General features: G+C 45.0%; 16 protein-coding genes. 3 read left to right on the forward strand and 13 right to left on the reverse strand.

The genetic code is table 11. The annotated features are described in order from the left end of the window. The 11 genes from atpA to mioC all read right to left on the reverse strand — a co-directional run bounded on the left by atpA (position 1) and on the right by mioC (position 9,613). Positions 1–1,542: a F0F1 ATP synthase subunit alpha gene (atpA, locus tag CEQ32_RS16185; protein WP_037413433.1), complete on the reverse strand. Its 1,542-nt coding sequence runs from the start codon at positions 1,540–1,542 to the stop codon at positions 1–3. A gap of 14 nt (positions 1,543–1,556) precedes the next feature. Next, positions 1,557–2,090, reverse strand: coding sequence for a F0F1 ATP synthase subunit delta (atpH, locus tag CEQ32_RS16190; RefSeq protein WP_037413434.1), 534 nt, complete (start codon positions 2,088–2,090; stop codon positions 1,557–1,559). A 16-nt stretch (positions 2,091–2,106) separates the two neighbouring features. Continuing rightward, positions 2,107–2,577 carry a F0F1 ATP synthase subunit B gene (gene atpF / locus CEQ32_RS16195; RefSeq protein ID WP_011624650.1) on the reverse strand — a complete coding sequence of 157 codons (471 nt, stop codon included), beginning with the start codon at positions 2,575–2,577 and terminating at the stop codon, positions 2,107–2,109. 38 nt (positions 2,578–2,615) lie between these two features. Beyond that, positions 2,616–2,867, reverse strand: a complete 252-nt coding sequence (atpE, locus tag CEQ32_RS16200) for a F0F1 ATP synthase subunit C (protein ID WP_006083840.1) — start codon at positions 2,865–2,867, stop codon at positions 2,616–2,618. A gap of 70 nt (positions 2,868–2,937) precedes the next feature. Then, positions 2,938–3,732: a F0F1 ATP synthase subunit A gene (gene atpB, locus CEQ32_RS16205; protein ID WP_037413438.1), complete on the reverse strand. Its 795-nt coding sequence runs from the start codon at positions 3,730–3,732 to the stop codon at positions 2,938–2,940. 12 nt (positions 3,733–3,744) lie between these two features. Continuing rightward, positions 3,745–4,128, reverse strand: a complete 384-nt coding sequence (locus CEQ32_RS16210) for an ATP synthase subunit I (protein WP_011074336.1) — start codon at positions 4,126–4,128, stop codon at positions 3,745–3,747. 225 nt (positions 4,129–4,353) lie between these two features. Next, entirely contained in the window at positions 4,354–5,232 is an 879-nt protein-coding gene (locus CEQ32_RS16215) for a ParB/RepB/Spo0J family partition protein (RefSeq protein WP_037413441.1), read from the reverse strand. 9 nt (positions 5,233–5,241) lie between these two features. After that, the gene (locus tag CEQ32_RS16220) at positions 5,242–6,030 is read right to left on the reverse strand and encodes a ParA family protein (protein ID WP_011718840.1); all 789 of its coding nucleotides are present in this window, start codon (positions 6,028–6,030) and stop codon (positions 5,242–5,244) included. Positions 6,031–6,104: 74 nt separating this feature from the next. Further along, the gene (rsmG, locus tag CEQ32_RS16225; protein ID WP_069453896.1) at positions 6,105–6,725 is read right to left on the reverse strand and encodes a 16S rRNA (guanine(527)-N(7))-methyltransferase RsmG; all 621 of its coding nucleotides are present in this window, start codon (positions 6,723–6,725) and stop codon (positions 6,105–6,107) included. A 117-nt stretch (positions 6,726–6,842) separates the two neighbouring features. Then, entirely contained in the window at positions 6,843–8,732 is a 1,890-nt protein-coding gene (gene mnmG, locus CEQ32_RS16230; RefSeq protein ID WP_037413447.1) for a tRNA uridine-5-carboxymethylaminomethyl(34) synthesis enzyme MnmG, read from the reverse strand. Positions 8,733–9,172: 440 nt separating this feature from the next. Beyond that, positions 9,173–9,613: an FMN-binding protein MioC gene (gene mioC / locus CEQ32_RS16235; protein ID WP_037429343.1), complete on the reverse strand. Its 441-nt coding sequence runs from the start codon at positions 9,611–9,613 to the stop codon at positions 9,173–9,175. A gap of 179 nt (positions 9,614–9,792) precedes the next feature. Between mioC and CEQ32_RS16240 the strand changes: the two genes are divergently transcribed. Continuing rightward, positions 9,793–11,340 (forward strand): POT family MFS transporter, encoded by a 1,548-nt coding sequence (locus CEQ32_RS16240; protein ID WP_088586439.1) that lies wholly within the window; start codon positions 9,793–9,795, stop codon positions 11,338–11,340. A gap of 197 nt (positions 11,341–11,537) precedes the next feature. Here CEQ32_RS16240 and CEQ32_RS16245 read toward each other — a convergent pair whose 3' ends face one another. Beyond that, positions 11,538–12,419, reverse strand: a complete 882-nt coding sequence (locus CEQ32_RS16245) for a LysR family transcriptional regulator (RefSeq protein WP_088586440.1) — start codon at positions 12,417–12,419, stop codon at positions 11,538–11,540. Positions 12,420–12,587: 168 nt separating this feature from the next. Here CEQ32_RS16245 and CEQ32_RS16250 point away from each other — a divergent pair, with 168 nt between their 5' ends. Both CEQ32_RS16250 and CEQ32_RS16255 read left to right on the forward strand, forming a co-directional pair. Next, complete coding sequence (locus CEQ32_RS16250) at positions 12,588–13,433, forward strand: DUF6671 family protein (protein WP_088586441.1); 846 nt, start codon at positions 12,588–12,590, stop codon at positions 13,431–13,433. After that, on the forward strand, positions 13,430–14,401 hold the full coding sequence (locus CEQ32_RS16255) for an L-threonylcarbamoyladenylate synthase (RefSeq protein ID WP_088586442.1): 972 nt from the start codon (positions 13,430–13,432) through the stop codon (positions 14,399–14,401). The genes CEQ32_RS16250 and CEQ32_RS16255 overlap by 4 nt, the downstream gene beginning before the upstream one ends. Positions 14,402–14,557: 156 nt before the next feature. Here the strand turns inward: CEQ32_RS16255 and mnmE are convergent, their stop codons facing one another. Continuing rightward, the gene (gene mnmE / locus CEQ32_RS16260) at positions 14,558–15,919 is read right to left on the reverse strand and encodes a tRNA uridine-5-carboxymethylaminomethyl(34) synthesis GTPase MnmE (RefSeq protein WP_037429346.1); all 1,362 of its coding nucleotides are present in this window, start codon (positions 15,917–15,919) and stop codon (positions 14,558–14,560) included. Between the last annotated feature and the right edge of the window lie 9 nt (positions 15,920–15,928).

Here is a 15,928-nt window from a genome sequence, read left to right on the forward strand (position 1 = left end):
TTACCAGGTTTGGGTTGCTACGAACTTGTCGAGGCCAGCTTTTAATTCAGCTTCGATATCGGCGTTATAATCGCCAGTCTCGTTGATAAGCTTGATTAAAGCAGCATGCTCGCTGTTCATGTACGAGAGCAGAGCGGCTTCGAAATCACCAACTTTTTTCAGCTCAATGCCCTTCAGGTAACCTTTTTCAGCTGCGAAAATAGACACAGCTTGAGCAGCTACACTCATAGGAGCATATTGTTTTTGCTTCATCAGTTCGGTAACACGCACACCATGCTCTAGCTGAGCACGAGTTGCATCGTCTAAGTCAGATGCAAACTGTGAGAACGCAGCAAGTTCACGATACTGTGCAAGAGCAGTACGAATACCACCAGACAGTTTCTTGATGATCTTAGTCTGAGCCGCACCACCAACACGAGAAACAGAAATACCTGGGTTAACCGCTGGACGTAAGCCAGAGTTAAACAGATCGGTCTCAAGGAAGATCTGACCGTCAGTAATCGAAATTACGTTGGTCGGTACGAATGCAGATACGTCACCCGCCTGAGTTTCAATAATAGGCAGCGCGGTTAACGAACCGGTTTTACCTGTTACTGCACCTTTAGTGAACTTTTCTACATAATCTTCGTTTACGCGTGAAGCACGCTCTAGTAAACGAGAGTGTAGATAAAATACGTCACCAGGATAAGCTTCACGGCCTGGTGGACGCTTCAATAGTAACGAGATCTGACGGTAAGCAACTGCTTGCTTAGACAGGTCATCGTATACGATCAGAGCATCTTCACCGCGGTCGCGGAAGTATTCACCCATAGCACAACCAGAGTACGGTGCTAAGTATTGCAGCGCAGCAGCTTCAGAAGCTGTAGCAACCACAACGATAGTGTTAGCTAATGCACCGTGTTCTTCTAGCTTACGCACTACGTTAGCGATAGTAGAAGCCTTTTGGCCTACTGCTACGTATACGCACTTAATGCCAGAATCGCGCTGGTTGATGATTGCGTCGATCGCCATTGCTGTTTTACCAGTTTGACGGTCGCCAATGATCAATTCACGTTGGCCACGACCGATTGGGATCATAGCGTCAACGGCTTTATAACCAGTTTGAACGGGTTGATCTACTGACTTACGCTCGATAACACCAGGAGCAATCACTTCAATAGGAGAGAAACCATCGTTGTTGATAGCTCCTTTTCCGTCAATAGGCTCACCCAGAGTGTTAACTACGCGGCCTAACAGGCCACGACCGACTGGAACTTCCAGAATACGGCCAGTAGTTTTAACTTTTACGCCCTCTGCTAAATCAGCATAAGGGCCCATTACTACGGCACCGACAGAATCACGTTCAAGGTTCAACGCGATTGCAAAACGGCTACCAGGCAGTTCGATCATTTCACCTTGCATCACATCGGCTAGGCCGTGGATGCGGATAATGCCGTCACTAACCGCAACGATAGTACCTTCGTTACGAGATTCGCTAACGACTTCGAACTGCTCGATCCGCTGCTTAATCAGATCGCTGATTTCAGTGGAATTCAGTTGCATGCTCAAACTCCCAATTACGACTGCAGCTTTTCAGACAGACGCGATAACTTACCGCGGACAGAGCCATCAATGACTAAGTCACCTGCCTTAATGATTACACCGGCGATAAGCGCGGCGTCAGTGCTGCAATTCAGCTTAACTTTGCGTGCGAGACGTTTCCCTAAAGAAATACTGATCTGCTGCTGTTGTTCAGAGCTGAGCTCAGCTGCAGAAACCACATCGGCTTCCACTTCTTTTGCCCACTCATTACGGTATTGAGCAAAAAGCTCAGATACAGCAGGTAGTACCTTTAAGCGACCGTTTTCAGCCATTACCTTTATCAAGTTTTGACCTTGCTCATTGATTTGCTCACCACACACACTGATAAAGAGTGCGGCGAGTTTGGTGCTGGCTAAAGAGCCAGTCAGCAGTGGCTGCATGGTTTCGTTTTCACTAACCAATGCGGCAAACGTGAGCATTTCAGCCCAGGTATCCACTGCGTTGTGTTCAACAGCAACGTCAAAAGCTGCCTTTGCGTAAGGGCGAGCGATGGTGGTTAATTCAGCCATAACTCAAACTCCCTTATCAAATTTCAGCGACTAGTTTATTAACTATGTCACTGTGGGCGGCTGGATCAATAGAACGCTCAAGGATCTTCTCAGCACCCATGATGGCAAGAGTAGCAACCTGCTTACGCAGATCCTCTTTCACGCGATTACGTTCAGCTTCAATTTCTGCTTTACCCTGAGCGATGATTTTGGCACGCTCAGCGTCTGCTTCGGCTTTAGCTTCTTCCACTATTTGAGCTTTACGCTTGTTAGCTTGCTCAATAATTTCGTTAGCCGTCACCTTGGCTTCTTTTAGTTGGTCAGTCGCTTTCGCTTGAGCCAACTCTAGGTCTTTTACCGCACGATCAGCATCAGCTAGACCGTCAGCAATCCTTTTTTGGCGCGCTTCGATGGCATTCATCAAAGGGGGCCATACAAACTTCATGCAGAACCACACGAAGATGATAAAGGCGACCGTCTGACCGATTAGGGTAGCGTTGAAATTCACAACAGCCTCCTATTTAGAGTTAAGACAGAAGCGTTTTCTTACAGCATTGCACCCAGTGGGTTGGTGAACAGCATGAATAATGCGATACCAACACCGATCATTGTTACGGCGTCTAACAGACCCGCTACGATGAACATTTTAACTTGCAGCATAGGAGCCATTTCTGGTTGACGCGCAGCGCCTTCCAGGAACTTGCCACCTAATAAGCCGAAACCGATTGCAGTACCAAGAGCACCCATACCAATCAGCAGAGCAACAGCGATAGCTGTCATGCCTAAAATCGTTTCCATCTGTATCTCCAGTATCTAAAATCTAAATCTAATTAGTTGATGATTTAGTTTAAAATTTCTTCAGCAATCCTTAATGATCTTCATGGGCCATGCTTAAGTAAACAATGGTCAACATCATGAAGATAAACGCCTGCAGCGTGATAACCAAAATGTGGAAAATTAACCAACCTAGTTGCAGAGTCACACCTAGGGAAGATAATAACAAGTTGGTACCATACATCAGCGCAATAAGGATGAAGATCAACTCACCTGCGTACAAGTTACCGAATAGACGCAATGCCAATGAAATTGGTTTAGCGATTAAGGTAACAGTCTCTAATAGGAGGTTGACGGGTATCATTGCCTTATGGTTAAAGGGCTGTAGCGTCAGTTCTTTAACAAAACCAGACACGCCTTTGACCTTAATGCTGTAGTAAATAATCAGCACAAACACACCGATAGCTAAGCTGAAGGTGATGTTTACATCAGTCGTCGGAACCACTTTTAAGTATGGAATTCCCGCTAAACTTGCTAGCCAAGGCAGCCAGTCTACAGGGAGCATATCCATGAAGTTCATCATGAATACCCATACAAAAATGGTCAGAGCTAAAGGCGCGATCACGGCATTGCGGCCATGAAAACTTTCTTTCACGCTGTTATCAACGAACTCCACGATCATCTCGATAAAGCATTGCAGCTTACCGGGAACACCTGAAGTCGCTTTTTTACCAACACTACGGAAAATCCACAGGAACAGAACACCAAGACCAACCGAAAAGAACAACGAATCAATGTGCCATGTCCAGAAGCCTTCACCAACGTGTAGGTTGGTAAGGTGATGCTGGATATAGCCCTGCGGTGTTAACGCTTCACCAGTTGCAGCCATGATTCATCCCACTTAACTTTGCTTGAAGTATAAAGGAGCTGTCCAATGCACGATCAACGTCAGCACGTAACAAACAAAAAGAGGCATAAATGCGACCTTAAGATTGATAAACACTAGCGAAAACATTGCGATGGTTAACAGCAACTTTACCGCTTCCCCCCAGTAAAAAGTTTTAATCACTTTTGCAGCTGAACTTGCTCCCGTATGGGAGAAAGCGAGGGTCGCGAATACAAAATTAGGGAGCACAGCAATTGAACCACCTGCTAATGCAGAATAGCCAAACTGAACTCCCCACACGACGAAAAAGAGAATTGAAGCACCCCCAGCCACCGCCGCCTGCATCATCACCAATTTATAGGCTGACCACCGGCCACGACGCGCTAAAACCTTACTCAACTCATCCTCTCCGCATTTATACTTTTTGTTTCGATGACCGGATGACAAATATCCGTATTTATGTCGATGCACAAAAAGCTTGCGAAAGTATACCTTTTCACGCCTTCATTGCAACTTTGAGATAAGGAAAAACAGCACTTTTAACGTGATATAGCGCCAAAACAGTCAAAATCCAAAATTAACATATGTCACAAATTTACATTAAAAACTGTTAATCTACAGACATTAACGAATTTTGCTAAGAATTCCGTCTAATTCAGCCAGATTCTGATAGTTAATTACAATTTTACCCTTCCCCTTACTGCTATGAGCGATCGAAACCTTGGCACCTAATCTTTCAATTAACTGCTGCTCTAAACGACAAACATCTTGATCTTTAGTCGTAGTTTCGACGGGTTTGGGTGGATTTAAGGTTTGATTAATCAATCGTTCAGTTTCGCGAACGGTTAATTCCTTGGCTGCCACTAATCTCGCCAGATTTGTTTGTTCTTCACCCTCAATTGCGAGCAAAGCGCGCGCATGGCCCATATCAATATCGCCATACTCGAGTAAACGCTTAACAGGCTCATTTAAACCGTTTAAACGTAACAAGTTAGATACACTCGCCCGAGATTTTCCCACAACATCGGCGACCTGTTGGTGAGTCAGTTCAAATTCTTGCATTAAACGTTGTAATGCAATGGCTTCTTCCATGGCATTTAAGTCTTCACGCTGAATGTTTTCGATCAAGGCGATAGCAATAGCGGCATCATCGGGAACCGCTTTAACGATACAAGGGATTTTTTCAACACCCGCCAATTGGGAAGCGCGCCAACGGCGCTCACCGGCAATAATCTCATACTGGTTATTGCTAACTGGGCGCACTACAATCGGCTGGATAATGCCTTGATTACGGATGGAATGGGCAAGTTCTTCCAATGCCTCGGGAGACATGTCCTTACGAGGTTGGTATTTTCCCGGCTGTAATAGGTCGAGATCAAGATGGATAAGTTCTTCTTTTTTATCGACAACGACCACTTCTTCCGTGTGTTTTTTACTCGCGGCGTGGCTATTACTCAGTAAGGCATCTAAGCCTTTACCTAACCCTCTTTTCTTTAACGTCATGGTTTTCCTTTACGCTCGCTTAGCCTGAGTTTTCTGTTCGGAACGGCGGATCATCTCACCAGCCAGCGCTAAATATGCTTTAGCTCCCGCGCTCGATTTATCATAATACATAGCGGGTGCACCAAAGCTCGGCGCTTCGGCCAAACGCACGTTACGCGGAATAACAGTGCGATACACCTTATCGCCAAAGTGTTGTTTTAGCTGATCGGACACATCATTTGAAAGACGATTACGCGGATCATACATAGTGCGTAAAATCCCTTCTATCCCAAGACCAGGATTCACCACGGCTGCCAATTTGGTGATGGTATCGATCAAGGCGGTTAAACCTTCCAGTGCAAAGTACTCACACTGCATTGGCACCAGCACAGAATCCGCCGCCGACATCGCATTAACTGTCAACATGTTGAGCGAAGGAGGGCAATCGATAAAGATATAATCGTATTGATCTTTTATCGGCGCGAGCGCATTACGTAAGCGCACTTCACGGGCAAAAAACTCCATGAGTTTGATTTCTGCCGCAGTCACATCGCCATTACTGGCAATTAGATCGTATTTTCCCGTGGTGTCTTTGACCACTATTTCATCGAAGGGCTTTTCTTCTACCAGCAGTTCGTAAGCCGTGTTTTCGACTTCGTATTTATCGACACCGCTGCCCATAGTGGCATTGCCCTGTGGATCAAGATCGATCAGTAGCACTTTACGCTTAGTCGCGGCTAATGAGGCGGCTAAATTGACACAAGTTGTTGTTTTCCCTACGCCACCTTTCTGGTTGGCCACGGCAATTACTTTACCCACAATGTCACCCTGTATGTAAATTCTGGTTTATTGCCTACTTAAAAATCCATTCAAAATGAGGAGCTTTAAGCCTGTTATTCTTTGATTATTTTGAGTAAATGTCTTTGCTCATCGAGTTTTGGCACCTTGAGTTCGATGGTTTCAGTTATCGCAAAGCCAGCGGGGATTTGTTGCATCTCTTCATCACTCAGTTGTCCCTTGAGAGCATAAAATTGCCCATGCTCAGCTGGCAAGTGATGGCACCATGTCAACATATCATGGATTGACGCAAAGGCACGGCTTAGCACACCATCGAACTTTTGCTCAGGTTGATAGGCCTCAACTCGGCTTTCTATCGAACTGATATTATGAATGCCTAATTCGAAGGCTACTTGTTTTTGAAAACGAATGCGTTTACCTAAGCTATCAAGCAGCACAAAAGTTTTATCTGGATTCATAATCGCCAGTGGGATGCCAGGCAGTCCAGGACCAGTTCCTACATCAATAAAGCGTTCACCTTGCAGATGTTTTGATACCACTAAGCTGTCCATGATATGACGGACAAGCATGATCTCGGGATCTCTTACTGAGGTTAAGTTATAGGCTTTATTCCATTTGTTGAGCATGCCAACAAAATCAAGCAGTTGCTTTTTCTGCTCAGCGGTAGCGGGCAGATTAATTTCGGCTAAATAGGCCTCTAACTGGGCAGATAACACTGAACAACCTCAACAAAAATGCAATGATAAACTCGTCGGCTATTATGAAGCCCTGAAACGTCGAAGGGAAGCCTGAATGCTTCCCTTCTGCGACCAAACTGGCGATTAAGCTAGCTTTTACGCGCTCTTGCGTAATAAACCACGTTTTTTCAGATGTACTAGCAGAATTGAAATCGCTGCTGGGGTGATACCTGAGATACGTGACGCTTGACCAATGGTTTCAGGCTTATGGCTATTTAACTTAGCAATCACCTCATTTGAAAGCCCAGGAACCTCTTTGTAATCAAGGTTCAATGGCAAGCCCGTGTTCTCATTACGTACCGCTTTATTGATCTCTTCCTGCTGACGTTGAATATAACCAGAATATTTCACTTGGATCTGTACTTGCTCAGCGGCGAGTGGATCGGTAAGACCAGGACCAAAGCCTTCAATCTGCATCAGTTTGTTGTAATCCATTTCTGGACGACGAAGTAATTCTTCAAAAGATGCTTCGCGAGAAATAGGCGTATTCAAGTGCGGATTTAACACTGGCACTAATGGAGAGTTTGGATGGATCCACTGGCTACGTAGACGTTGTAGCTCTAATTCGATCGATTCCAGTTTTTCACTGAAAGAGGCCCAGCGCGCATCATCCACCAGACCCAGTTCACGACCTTTTGCGGTTAAACGCAGATCGGCGTTGTCTTCACGCAGCAATAGGCGGTATTCGGCACGGCTGGTAAACATGCGGTAGGGTTCTTTAGTGCCTAACGTCGATAAATCGTCAACCAATACTCCGATGTAAGCTTCATCGCGACGAGGGCACCAAGCTTCTTTACCTTGAACTTGCAGTGCTGCGTTCATCCCTGCGAGCAAACCTTGGGCGCCAGCTTCTTCATAACCGGTTGTACCGTTGATCTGGCCAGCAAAGAATAATCCATTAATGGTTTTGGTTTCTAACGAGTTTTTAAGATCTCTAGGATCAAAATAATCGTACTCAATCGCGTATCCTGGACGTACGATCTCAGCATTTTCCATCCCCTTGATCGAACGAACCAAATTTAACTGTACATCAAAGGGAAGGCTGGTAGAGATCCCGTTAGGGTAAATCTCATTGGTGTTTAAGCCTTCTGGTTCGATAAAGATCTGGTGCGATGATTTATCAGAAAAACGATGGATCTTGTCTTCGATAGAAGGGCAGTAACGTGGGCCTATCCCCTCAATAACACCGGAGTACATAGGGCTTCTATCTAAACCTCCACGAATAATATCGTGTGTTTTTTCATTGGTATGGGTGATCCAACAAGAAATTTGTTTCGGGTGATGGCTCAAATCGCCCATAAATGACATTACAGGTAATGGCGTATCACCTTTTTGTTCTGTCATCTGAGTAAAATCGATGGTATTGGCGTCTATACGTGGTGGTGTACCGGTTTTTAAACGGCCAACACGGATAGGCAACTCGCGTAAACGATGGGCGAGTGCGATAGATGGTGGATCGCCTGCACGACCGCCACTGTAGTTTTCTAACCCTATATGGATCTTACCACTGAGGAAAGTCCCTGCGGTTAATACGACAGCAGCGGCTTCGAAGGCTAATCCCATCTGGGTAACGACACCGATAACGCGATCATTTTCTACAACAAGATCATCTACAGCTTGTTGGAAAATACGTAAGTTAGGTTGGTTTTGCAGAATATTTTGGATCTTCTGACGATATAACGCGCGATCTGCCTGTGCACGAGTTGCTCTTACTGCTGGGCCTTTACTCGAGTTTAAGGTTCTAAATTGGATCCCTGCATAGTCGGTTGCGATCGCCATTGCACCGCCTAATGCATCGATTTCTTTAACCAAATGACCTTTACCAATGCCACCGATCGCAGGGTTACATGACATTTGTCCTAAAGTATCAAGATTATGCGTTAGCAATAATGTCTTAGAACCCATTCTTGCTGCGGCTAATGCGGCTTCAGTTCCGGCATGACCACCACCAACTACAATAACATCAAACCGTTCATGAAAATGCATGACCTTACCTTTAAAAACTTAAGTGACCCAATGAGAGCCGATCATTTTAGCATTTGCTTTGATTGAGGTGAATGATCATTTTTCGAAAATAGATCCAGTGGATCTGGACTAATAGATCTTAAGATCTTTATATAGATCTTCTTATTATGTTTACTATTAGGATCGAACTTTCCTGTGGGTAAGGCTAATTTCTCTTTTATATCAGTGGTTAATGAGCTTTTGATCCTGTGATCTAACCGAGATCTACTGTCATTAAAGGTGGGGATAGATCCGCTATTTATCCACAGGGTGGATCTTTGAGCGGATCATGATGTGAATAGCACAGAGGTTGATCAGATCTAAATAATAGTTTATCCACAAAAATATACATATAAATAGTTTTTTGTGGATAAATAAGATCTAAACTGTGGGTTGTTTCAGGTATTTTGAAAATGAGGATCTTAAATTTGATCTTGCCATTGTGCCAACCACGCTAAAGCTGGGTCTTCTGGCACAGGATCCTGTTGTACATCGATCTGGATCTTATCCACAAACGCTTTTGCACCGCTATATTCAAGTCCATCAACAAGCTTCTCTGGGCCTTGGCAAAAGGTGTCATAACTCGAATCACCAATGGCACATAATGCGAACTTAATTTGGTGTAGATTTGGTGTATTGAGTAGAACTTCTTTACAAAATGGCTGTAGATTATCGGGAAGATCACCTGCGCCATGGGTTGATGAAACGATGATCCAGAGGGAATAGGGTTGCAGTAAATCCAGTGTTGGACTTAAAAAAGTGTCTACTTCATGCCCTAATTTGGTCAGCTGAGCCTGCATTTCATCTGCAATATATTCGCTGCTGCCGAGGGTGGTACCGACTAATATAGCAATTTTGGTCATTGTTACTGCTCTCTGTGGTCGTTAATTTTCTATCATTTTTGGGGCTTACATCTACTTAGCGTATTTTGTTGTATAAATTTAGCCAATATTGATTCGCAGTCTGTTAGTATCCTTGGCTGCAATCTTGGTTTTATACCGATAACCTTAAGTTTTTTATAACAATTATAATAGGATAACAGATGACTACACCTGTTGATGCGCCAAAATGGCCACGTCAAATCCCCTATATTATTGCCAGTGAAGCTTGTGAGCGTTTCAGCTTTTACGGCATGCGCAACATTCTAACACCTTTCTTAATGACAGCACTTTTGCTGTCCATTCCGGAGGATCTCCGTGGCGCTGTGGCTAAGGATGTGTTCCATTCCTTTGTAATTGGTGTGTACTTTTTCCCATTATTGGGTGGCTGGATTGCGGATAGATTTTTTGGTAAGTACAACACCATTCTTTGGTTAAGCTTACTTTATTGCGTGGGCCATGCTTTTTTGGCGATTTTTGAGCACAGTGTACAAGGTTTTTATACGGGGTTATTTTTAATTGCTTTAGGTTCTGGTGGGATAAAACCTTTAGTTTCTTCCTTTATGGGCGATCAATTTGATCAGACTAATAAGTCATTGGCTCAAAAAGCCTTTGATATGTTCTACTTTACGATCAACTTTGGTTCTTTCTTCGCATCCTTATCTATGCCATTGTTACTTAAAAACTTTGGTGCCGCTGTTGCTTTCGGGATCCCCGGCGTGCTGATGTTTATTGCGACGGTATTTTTCTGGTTAGGTCGCAAGCGTTATATTCATATGCCGCCAGAACCAAAGGATCCCCATGGTTTTTTACCTGTGATCCGCAGCGCCTTGCTTACTAAAGTGGAAGGTAAGGGAAATATCGGTTTAGTGTTGGCACTAATTGGTGGGATATCTGCTGCCTATGCGCTGGTGAATATCCCAACTCTAGGAATCGTCGCGGGCCTTTGTAGTGCTATGGTGCTACTGATGGGGTTTGTAGGGGCTGGCGCTTCATTACAACTTGAGCGTGCTCGAAGCTGTCATCCTGATATTGCGGTAGATGGTGTACGTTCAGTCCTTCGAATTTTGGTTTTATTTGCGTTGGTTACCCCATTTTGGTCGTTATTCGATCAAAAGGCTTCGACTTGGATTTTGCAGGCCAATGATATGGTTAAACCTTCGTGGTTTGAACCTGCAATGATGCAGGCTTTAAATCCACTGTTAGTGATGCTATTGATCCCATTCAATAACTTTGTGTTATACCCCGCGATTGAGCGTATGGGGATTAAGTTAACCGCATTACGTAAAATGGGGGCGGGGATTGCCATTACTGGATTGAGTTGGATTGTGGTGGGGACGATTCAATTGATGATGGATGGTGGTTCAGCACTTTCGATCTTCTGGCAAATTCTACCTTACGCTTTGCTGACTTTTGGTGAAGTTCTGGTTTCGGCAACAGGATTAGAGTTTGCCTATAGCCAAGCGCCTAAAGCGATGAAAGGGACAATCATGAGTTTTTGGACGCTTTCAGTTACCGTTGGTAACCTCTGGGTATTGCTTGCCAATGTGAGTGTTAAAAGTCCTGCTGTGACTGAGCAAATAATGCAAACGGGGATGAGCGTGACGGCATTCCAAATGTTTTTCTTTGCGGGTTTTGCTATTTTGGCGGCATTAGTGTTTGCACTGTATGCCCGTTCATACCAAATGCAAGATCACTACCGGCAGGTATGATTGAGCTGATATTTTGGGATTCAGATGTTTAAATTGTGGTAATTCATTGGTTTAAGACAATGATGCTGCAAAATGCCAGCCAATTTCAGCCCTAAATTGGCTGGCAAAACACCTCTGTTCGGGTTAATAGATGAATAAACGCACCTGCCGCTTATGTGCAACTAAAATCAATCCCAATCGACTGATTGTGATATCAGTTACTCCATTTTTGTGCTTAACAAAGTATGTAAGATCGGTAAATCAACGTGTCTTTTAGCGGTTATGGCATAAAAACTTTCAGTCACACAATCTAAGGCCGCGTAGTTTTTCAATAGTCCCGCTTGAATCTCATCTTGTACAACCACTTCAGGTACCACGGCCACCGCACCCGAATCCCGTGCTAATAGTCTGAGCATCGCCATATCATCGACTTCTGCATAAGGGGTTAGTGAGAGACCATGTTGCTCGCAGTACAAATCAAATTGCCTACGAATATCACTGTCGGGGCCAGGTAATAGTAATTTTACTTTTGTGAGATCCTCTGGAAAGCGTAATGCATTGAATTCCGCTTTATTTGGGCCGACTAAGCATACGCCTTGCTGAGCAATTAATTTACAGCGCCAAGGGGTTGAAGAGTCCGATGCCACAGGGCGATTTGAGAGGATCAAATCTAATTTATGTACACGCAATTGCTCGAGTAGATCATCAAAGTTGGATGATTTTAAAGCAAGTTTGACGTTATTTAATTTAATGACCGGGCGTAGTAAGTTTTCTTGGAAATTGCGTGAAAGGGTCGCCACTGCACCTATTCTTAGTAGCTGAAGCCTTTGGTGCTCGCCATTTTCCATAACTGAAAGCAATTCGTGGCCTAAATTAAAAATTCCTTCAGCGTACTCGAGAACGAGATGCCCAACCTCTGTCAGTAATAATGCTCGGCCTTGACGGTGAAACAGATCATGCCCTAGTTGTTCCTCTAACTGTCTGATCTGGGATGATAAAGCCGATTGTGAAATGTTTAGCCTCTGGGAGGCTCGAGTTAAATGTCCTTCTTTAGCGACAGTCCAGAAGTAATGTAGATGGTGAAAATTGAGGTTTCTCATAGAATCGTTCACTTATATAGAACGTTATGTGAATATCTATCTATTTTACATCCCATCACTGATACGGCAACAATAGCCTTCCTTATTCAGCGTCGTTATCGCGTTGTAGAGGGCTAGGTTTGCTTAAAGTTAAGAATTACCCCCTCACTTCAGGAGTGAGTATTCATCATGGATCATCAATCACATTATAAAATGCCAAAGCGAATTGCCTTGTTAAGCAAACATGGCAAGGCGGCACAAATTGCGCCAATTCTGTCGCCACTTGGGATTGAAATTGTCGCAACGGATGCATTTGATACCGACATGCTGGGCACCTTTTCTGGAGAAGTTGAGCGTACGCTTTCACCACTAGAGTGCGCTAAGAAAAAAGCGCGACTTGCCTGTGAGTTAACCGGTTTAGAGGCGGGGTTAGGCAGCGAAGGTAGTTTTGGGGGAGGGCCTTTGCCTGGAATAATGAATTGGGATACGGAGCTTATCGTACTGCATGATGCAAGGCAAAATATTGATATCGTAGCGAATGTATCTGGTCCGGTAAGCTTGCAAAGTTACCAAGGGGATGATGTGAGTGCACTTAGTGCGGCGTTATCTGGTGCCGAAGAGGGTCAAGCGTGGATAGTTAAGGTCGATGGTCATACGATCAAAGGTGTAGCTAATCTAGATATGTTGCTAGCCACATTAGAAGCGATGAATCTCGCGCCTGAAAATGGTCGTTTTGCTTGCCCAATTGATGTCGCTCCAGACCTTCGCGCGATGCATTCTCCGCTGCGGCAGCTATATATTATCAAGGCTGCACAGCAACTGGTTGAGCGCCTTCAAACACATTGCCCACAATGTCATCAAGCGAATTTCTGGCTGCGCGATCGCATCGTGGGTTTGCCTTGCCGCGAGTGTGGTACGCCAACAGATCTCGCTAAAGCTTTTATCCGTCAATGTCTTCACTGCCAATATCAACAAATTGAAACCAAAGAGGAGAGTGTGGCTGATCCTTATCGTTGCCACTGGTGTAATCCATGAGAACAGAAAGACTTAATGCGCTGAATCCTGCTGATTTACAACGTGCGGGAGAGTTGCTAATTGCGGGCGAACTAGTCGCAGTACCGACTGAAACTGTCTACGGGCTCGCGGCGGATGCCAGCAACCCTGAAGCGGTTGAAAAGATTTTTTCTGCTAAACAACGTCCTAGAAATCATCCACTCATAACTCATATTGGCAGCATCGATCAGCTTTCTCGATGGGTTAAGGATATTCCTGATTGGGTTGCGCCACTTGCCGAGGCGTTTTGGCCTGGGCCGCTGACACTTATCTTTGAGCGTCATCCCTCGGTTTCGGATGTTATAACCGGTGGATTGCCCAGTATTGCGATAAGAATGCCTGATCATCCGGTGCTTTTATCACTACTGCAACAGTTCAATATTGCCGTTGCTGCTCCATCTGCAAACTTACATAAAAAACTGAGCCCGACTAGTGCAGAGCAAGTATTGAGTGGGCTTGATGGAAGGATTGCTGCTGTACTCGATGGTGGGATTTGCTGTGTGGGTACTGAGTCGACTATTTTACGGATAAGTGAAAATCAAGCTGAGATTTTACGAAGTGGTCCATTATCCGCGAGGGATTTTCAGCCCTACTTACCGTTCCCCGTTATTACGCCTGAATGCCATCAAGAAGCGATTTCTGGCAATATGAAAGTCCATTATCAACCTAATGCCAAAGTAGTGATTTGTGCTGCTGCTTCACTTGCAACGCAATTTTATGCAGAGCCTGAAGCTACGGGGATATTGGGATATTCTGCACAGATGGAAAATATCCATTGCCAACTTAAGCTGATATTACCGAACAACCACCAAGGATATCGACAAGCACTTTATGCCTCTCTTTACGCATTAGACCTAAAGGGGATTAAAACACTTTTGGTTGAAGCGCCGCCTCGTCTAGAGGATTGGGCTGATATTTGGGATCGATTAAACCGCGCGGCTGCGGAATAGTTTCTCTGTGGTCAGTATTGCAGTTTTTTGCAAAAAAATGCCCCTCGTTAAAATGTTAACGAGGGGCATATGTTTTTTGGTAGCAACCTTTTAATCATCAATAAAATACTTAAAAATCATAATATTGATTTTAATTTATCGGATGCGTTTACTCTTTTACTTCCCGATACAGAATGAGCTAAAAATTTTGCCGAGTAGATCGTCTGAAGTAAAACGGCCAGTGATTTCAGATAGGGCGAGTTGCGCCATTCTGAGCTCTTCTGCTAACAGTTCACCTGCGAGATAAACCTCTAATTGCTCTTTACCAAGTTGCAGATGGCTCGCGGCAACATCCAATGCTTCTAGGTGACGACGACGGGCGATAAAGCCACCTTCGAGATTACTCTGATAACCCATCAGCGATTTAAGGTGCTGTTTTAACTCGTCAACACCGAGGCCTGTTTTGGCCGAGATCCTATACACGCTGTAACCTTTTTCTTCGGTCATGGCGAGGTTTTCACCTGTGAGATCGGCCTTATTGCGGACAACAGTCACGCCTAAATTGGCGGGGAGACGATCGATAAAATCCGGCCAAATATCGTGGGGATCGACGGCATCCGTGGTAGTACCATCGACCATAAACAACACCCGATCGGCACTGTTTATTTCATTCCAAGCGCGCTCGATACCGATTTGTTCAACCGTATCTGTCGTATCACGTAAACCTGCGGTGTCGATAATATGCAGCGGCATACCATCTAAATGGATGTGTTCGCGCAGCACATCGCGAGTGGTGCCAGCTATTTCGGTCACAATCGCCGACTCTTTACCGGCGAGCGCATTAAGTAGACTGGATTTTCCGGCATTGGGGCGACCGGCAATCACCACTTTCATGCCTTCGCGGATAATCGAGCCTTGCTTGGCACTGGCTTGGACGGCGCTGAGTTTGTCGATGATTTTGTAGAGTGCATTGGCAATTTTGCCATCACTTAAAAAGTCGACTTCTTCATCGGGGAAATCAATCGCGGCTTCGACGTATAAACGCAGATGGGTGACTTGATCCACCAGCTCATGCACTTCCTTCGAAAACTCACCTTGCAGTGATTGCAGCGCGCTTTTAGCCGCTTGTTCACTGGTGGCATCGATAAGGTCGGCAATGGCTTCGGCCTGGGTTAAGTCCAGCTTGTCGTTCATAAAGGCCTGTTCACTAAACTCGCCAGGTTTGGCGATGCGAATGCCATCGACTTCTAATACGCGCTTGATCAGCATATCGAGGACGATTTGACCACCGTGTCCCTGCAGCTCTAATACATCTTCACCCGTGAAGGAATTAGGGCCTTTAAAAAACAGTGCGATACCTTGGTCTATCACTTGGCCTGAGGCATTTTTAAAGTCGCAGTAATCGGCGTAACGGGGTTTAGGTAAATGACCCAATACGGCCATGGCCACATCAGTTGCCTTATCACCAGAGATTCGAATGATACCCACGCCGCCCCGTCCGGGCGCGGTGGCCTGTGCCACGATAGTGTCAGTTGTCACGGAAATACC

This window comes from Shewanella sp. FDAARGOS_354 (assembly GCF_002209245.2).
Lineage (GTDB): Bacteria > Pseudomonadota > Gammaproteobacteria > Enterobacterales > Shewanellaceae > Shewanella > Shewanella xiamenensis.

Coding starts and splice junctions, on each gene's coding strand:
- mioC (WP_037429343.1), bottom strand. CDS start 9,613: ATGACCAAAATTGCTATATTAGTCGGTACCACCCTCGGCAGCAGCGAA.
- atpE (WP_006083840.1), bottom strand. CDS start 2,867: ATGGAAACGATTTTAGGCATGACAGCTATCGCTGTTGCTCTGCTGATT.
- CEQ32_RS16240 (WP_088586439.1), top strand. CDS start 9,793: ATGACTACACCTGTTGATGCGCCAAAATGGCCACGTCAAATCCCCTAT.
- atpH (WP_037413434.1), bottom strand. CDS start 2,090: ATGGCTGAATTAACCACCATCGCTCGCCCTTACGCAAAGGCAGCTTTT.
- CEQ32_RS16250 (WP_088586441.1), top strand. CDS start 12,588: ATGGATCATCAATCACATTATAAAATGCCAAAGCGAATTGCCTTGTTA.
- CEQ32_RS16255 (WP_088586442.1), top strand. CDS start 13,430: ATGAGAACAGAAAGACTTAATGCGCTGAATCCTGCTGATTTACAACGT.
- CEQ32_RS16215 (WP_037413441.1), bottom strand. CDS start 5,232: ATGACGTTAAAGAAAAGAGGGTTAGGTAAAGGCTTAGATGCCTTACTG.
- mnmG (WP_037413447.1), bottom strand. CDS start 8,732: ATGCATTTTCATGAACGGTTTGATGTTATTGTAGTTGGTGGTGGTCAT.
- atpB (WP_037413438.1), bottom strand. CDS start 3,732: ATGGCTGCAACTGGTGAAGCGTTAACACCGCAGGGCTATATCCAGCAT.
- atpA (WP_037413433.1), bottom strand. CDS start 1,542: ATGCAACTGAATTCCACTGAAATCAGCGATCTGATTAAGCAGCGGATC.
- CEQ32_RS16245 (WP_088586440.1), bottom strand. CDS start 12,419: ATGAGAAACCTCAATTTTCACCATCTACATTACTTCTGGACTGTCGCT.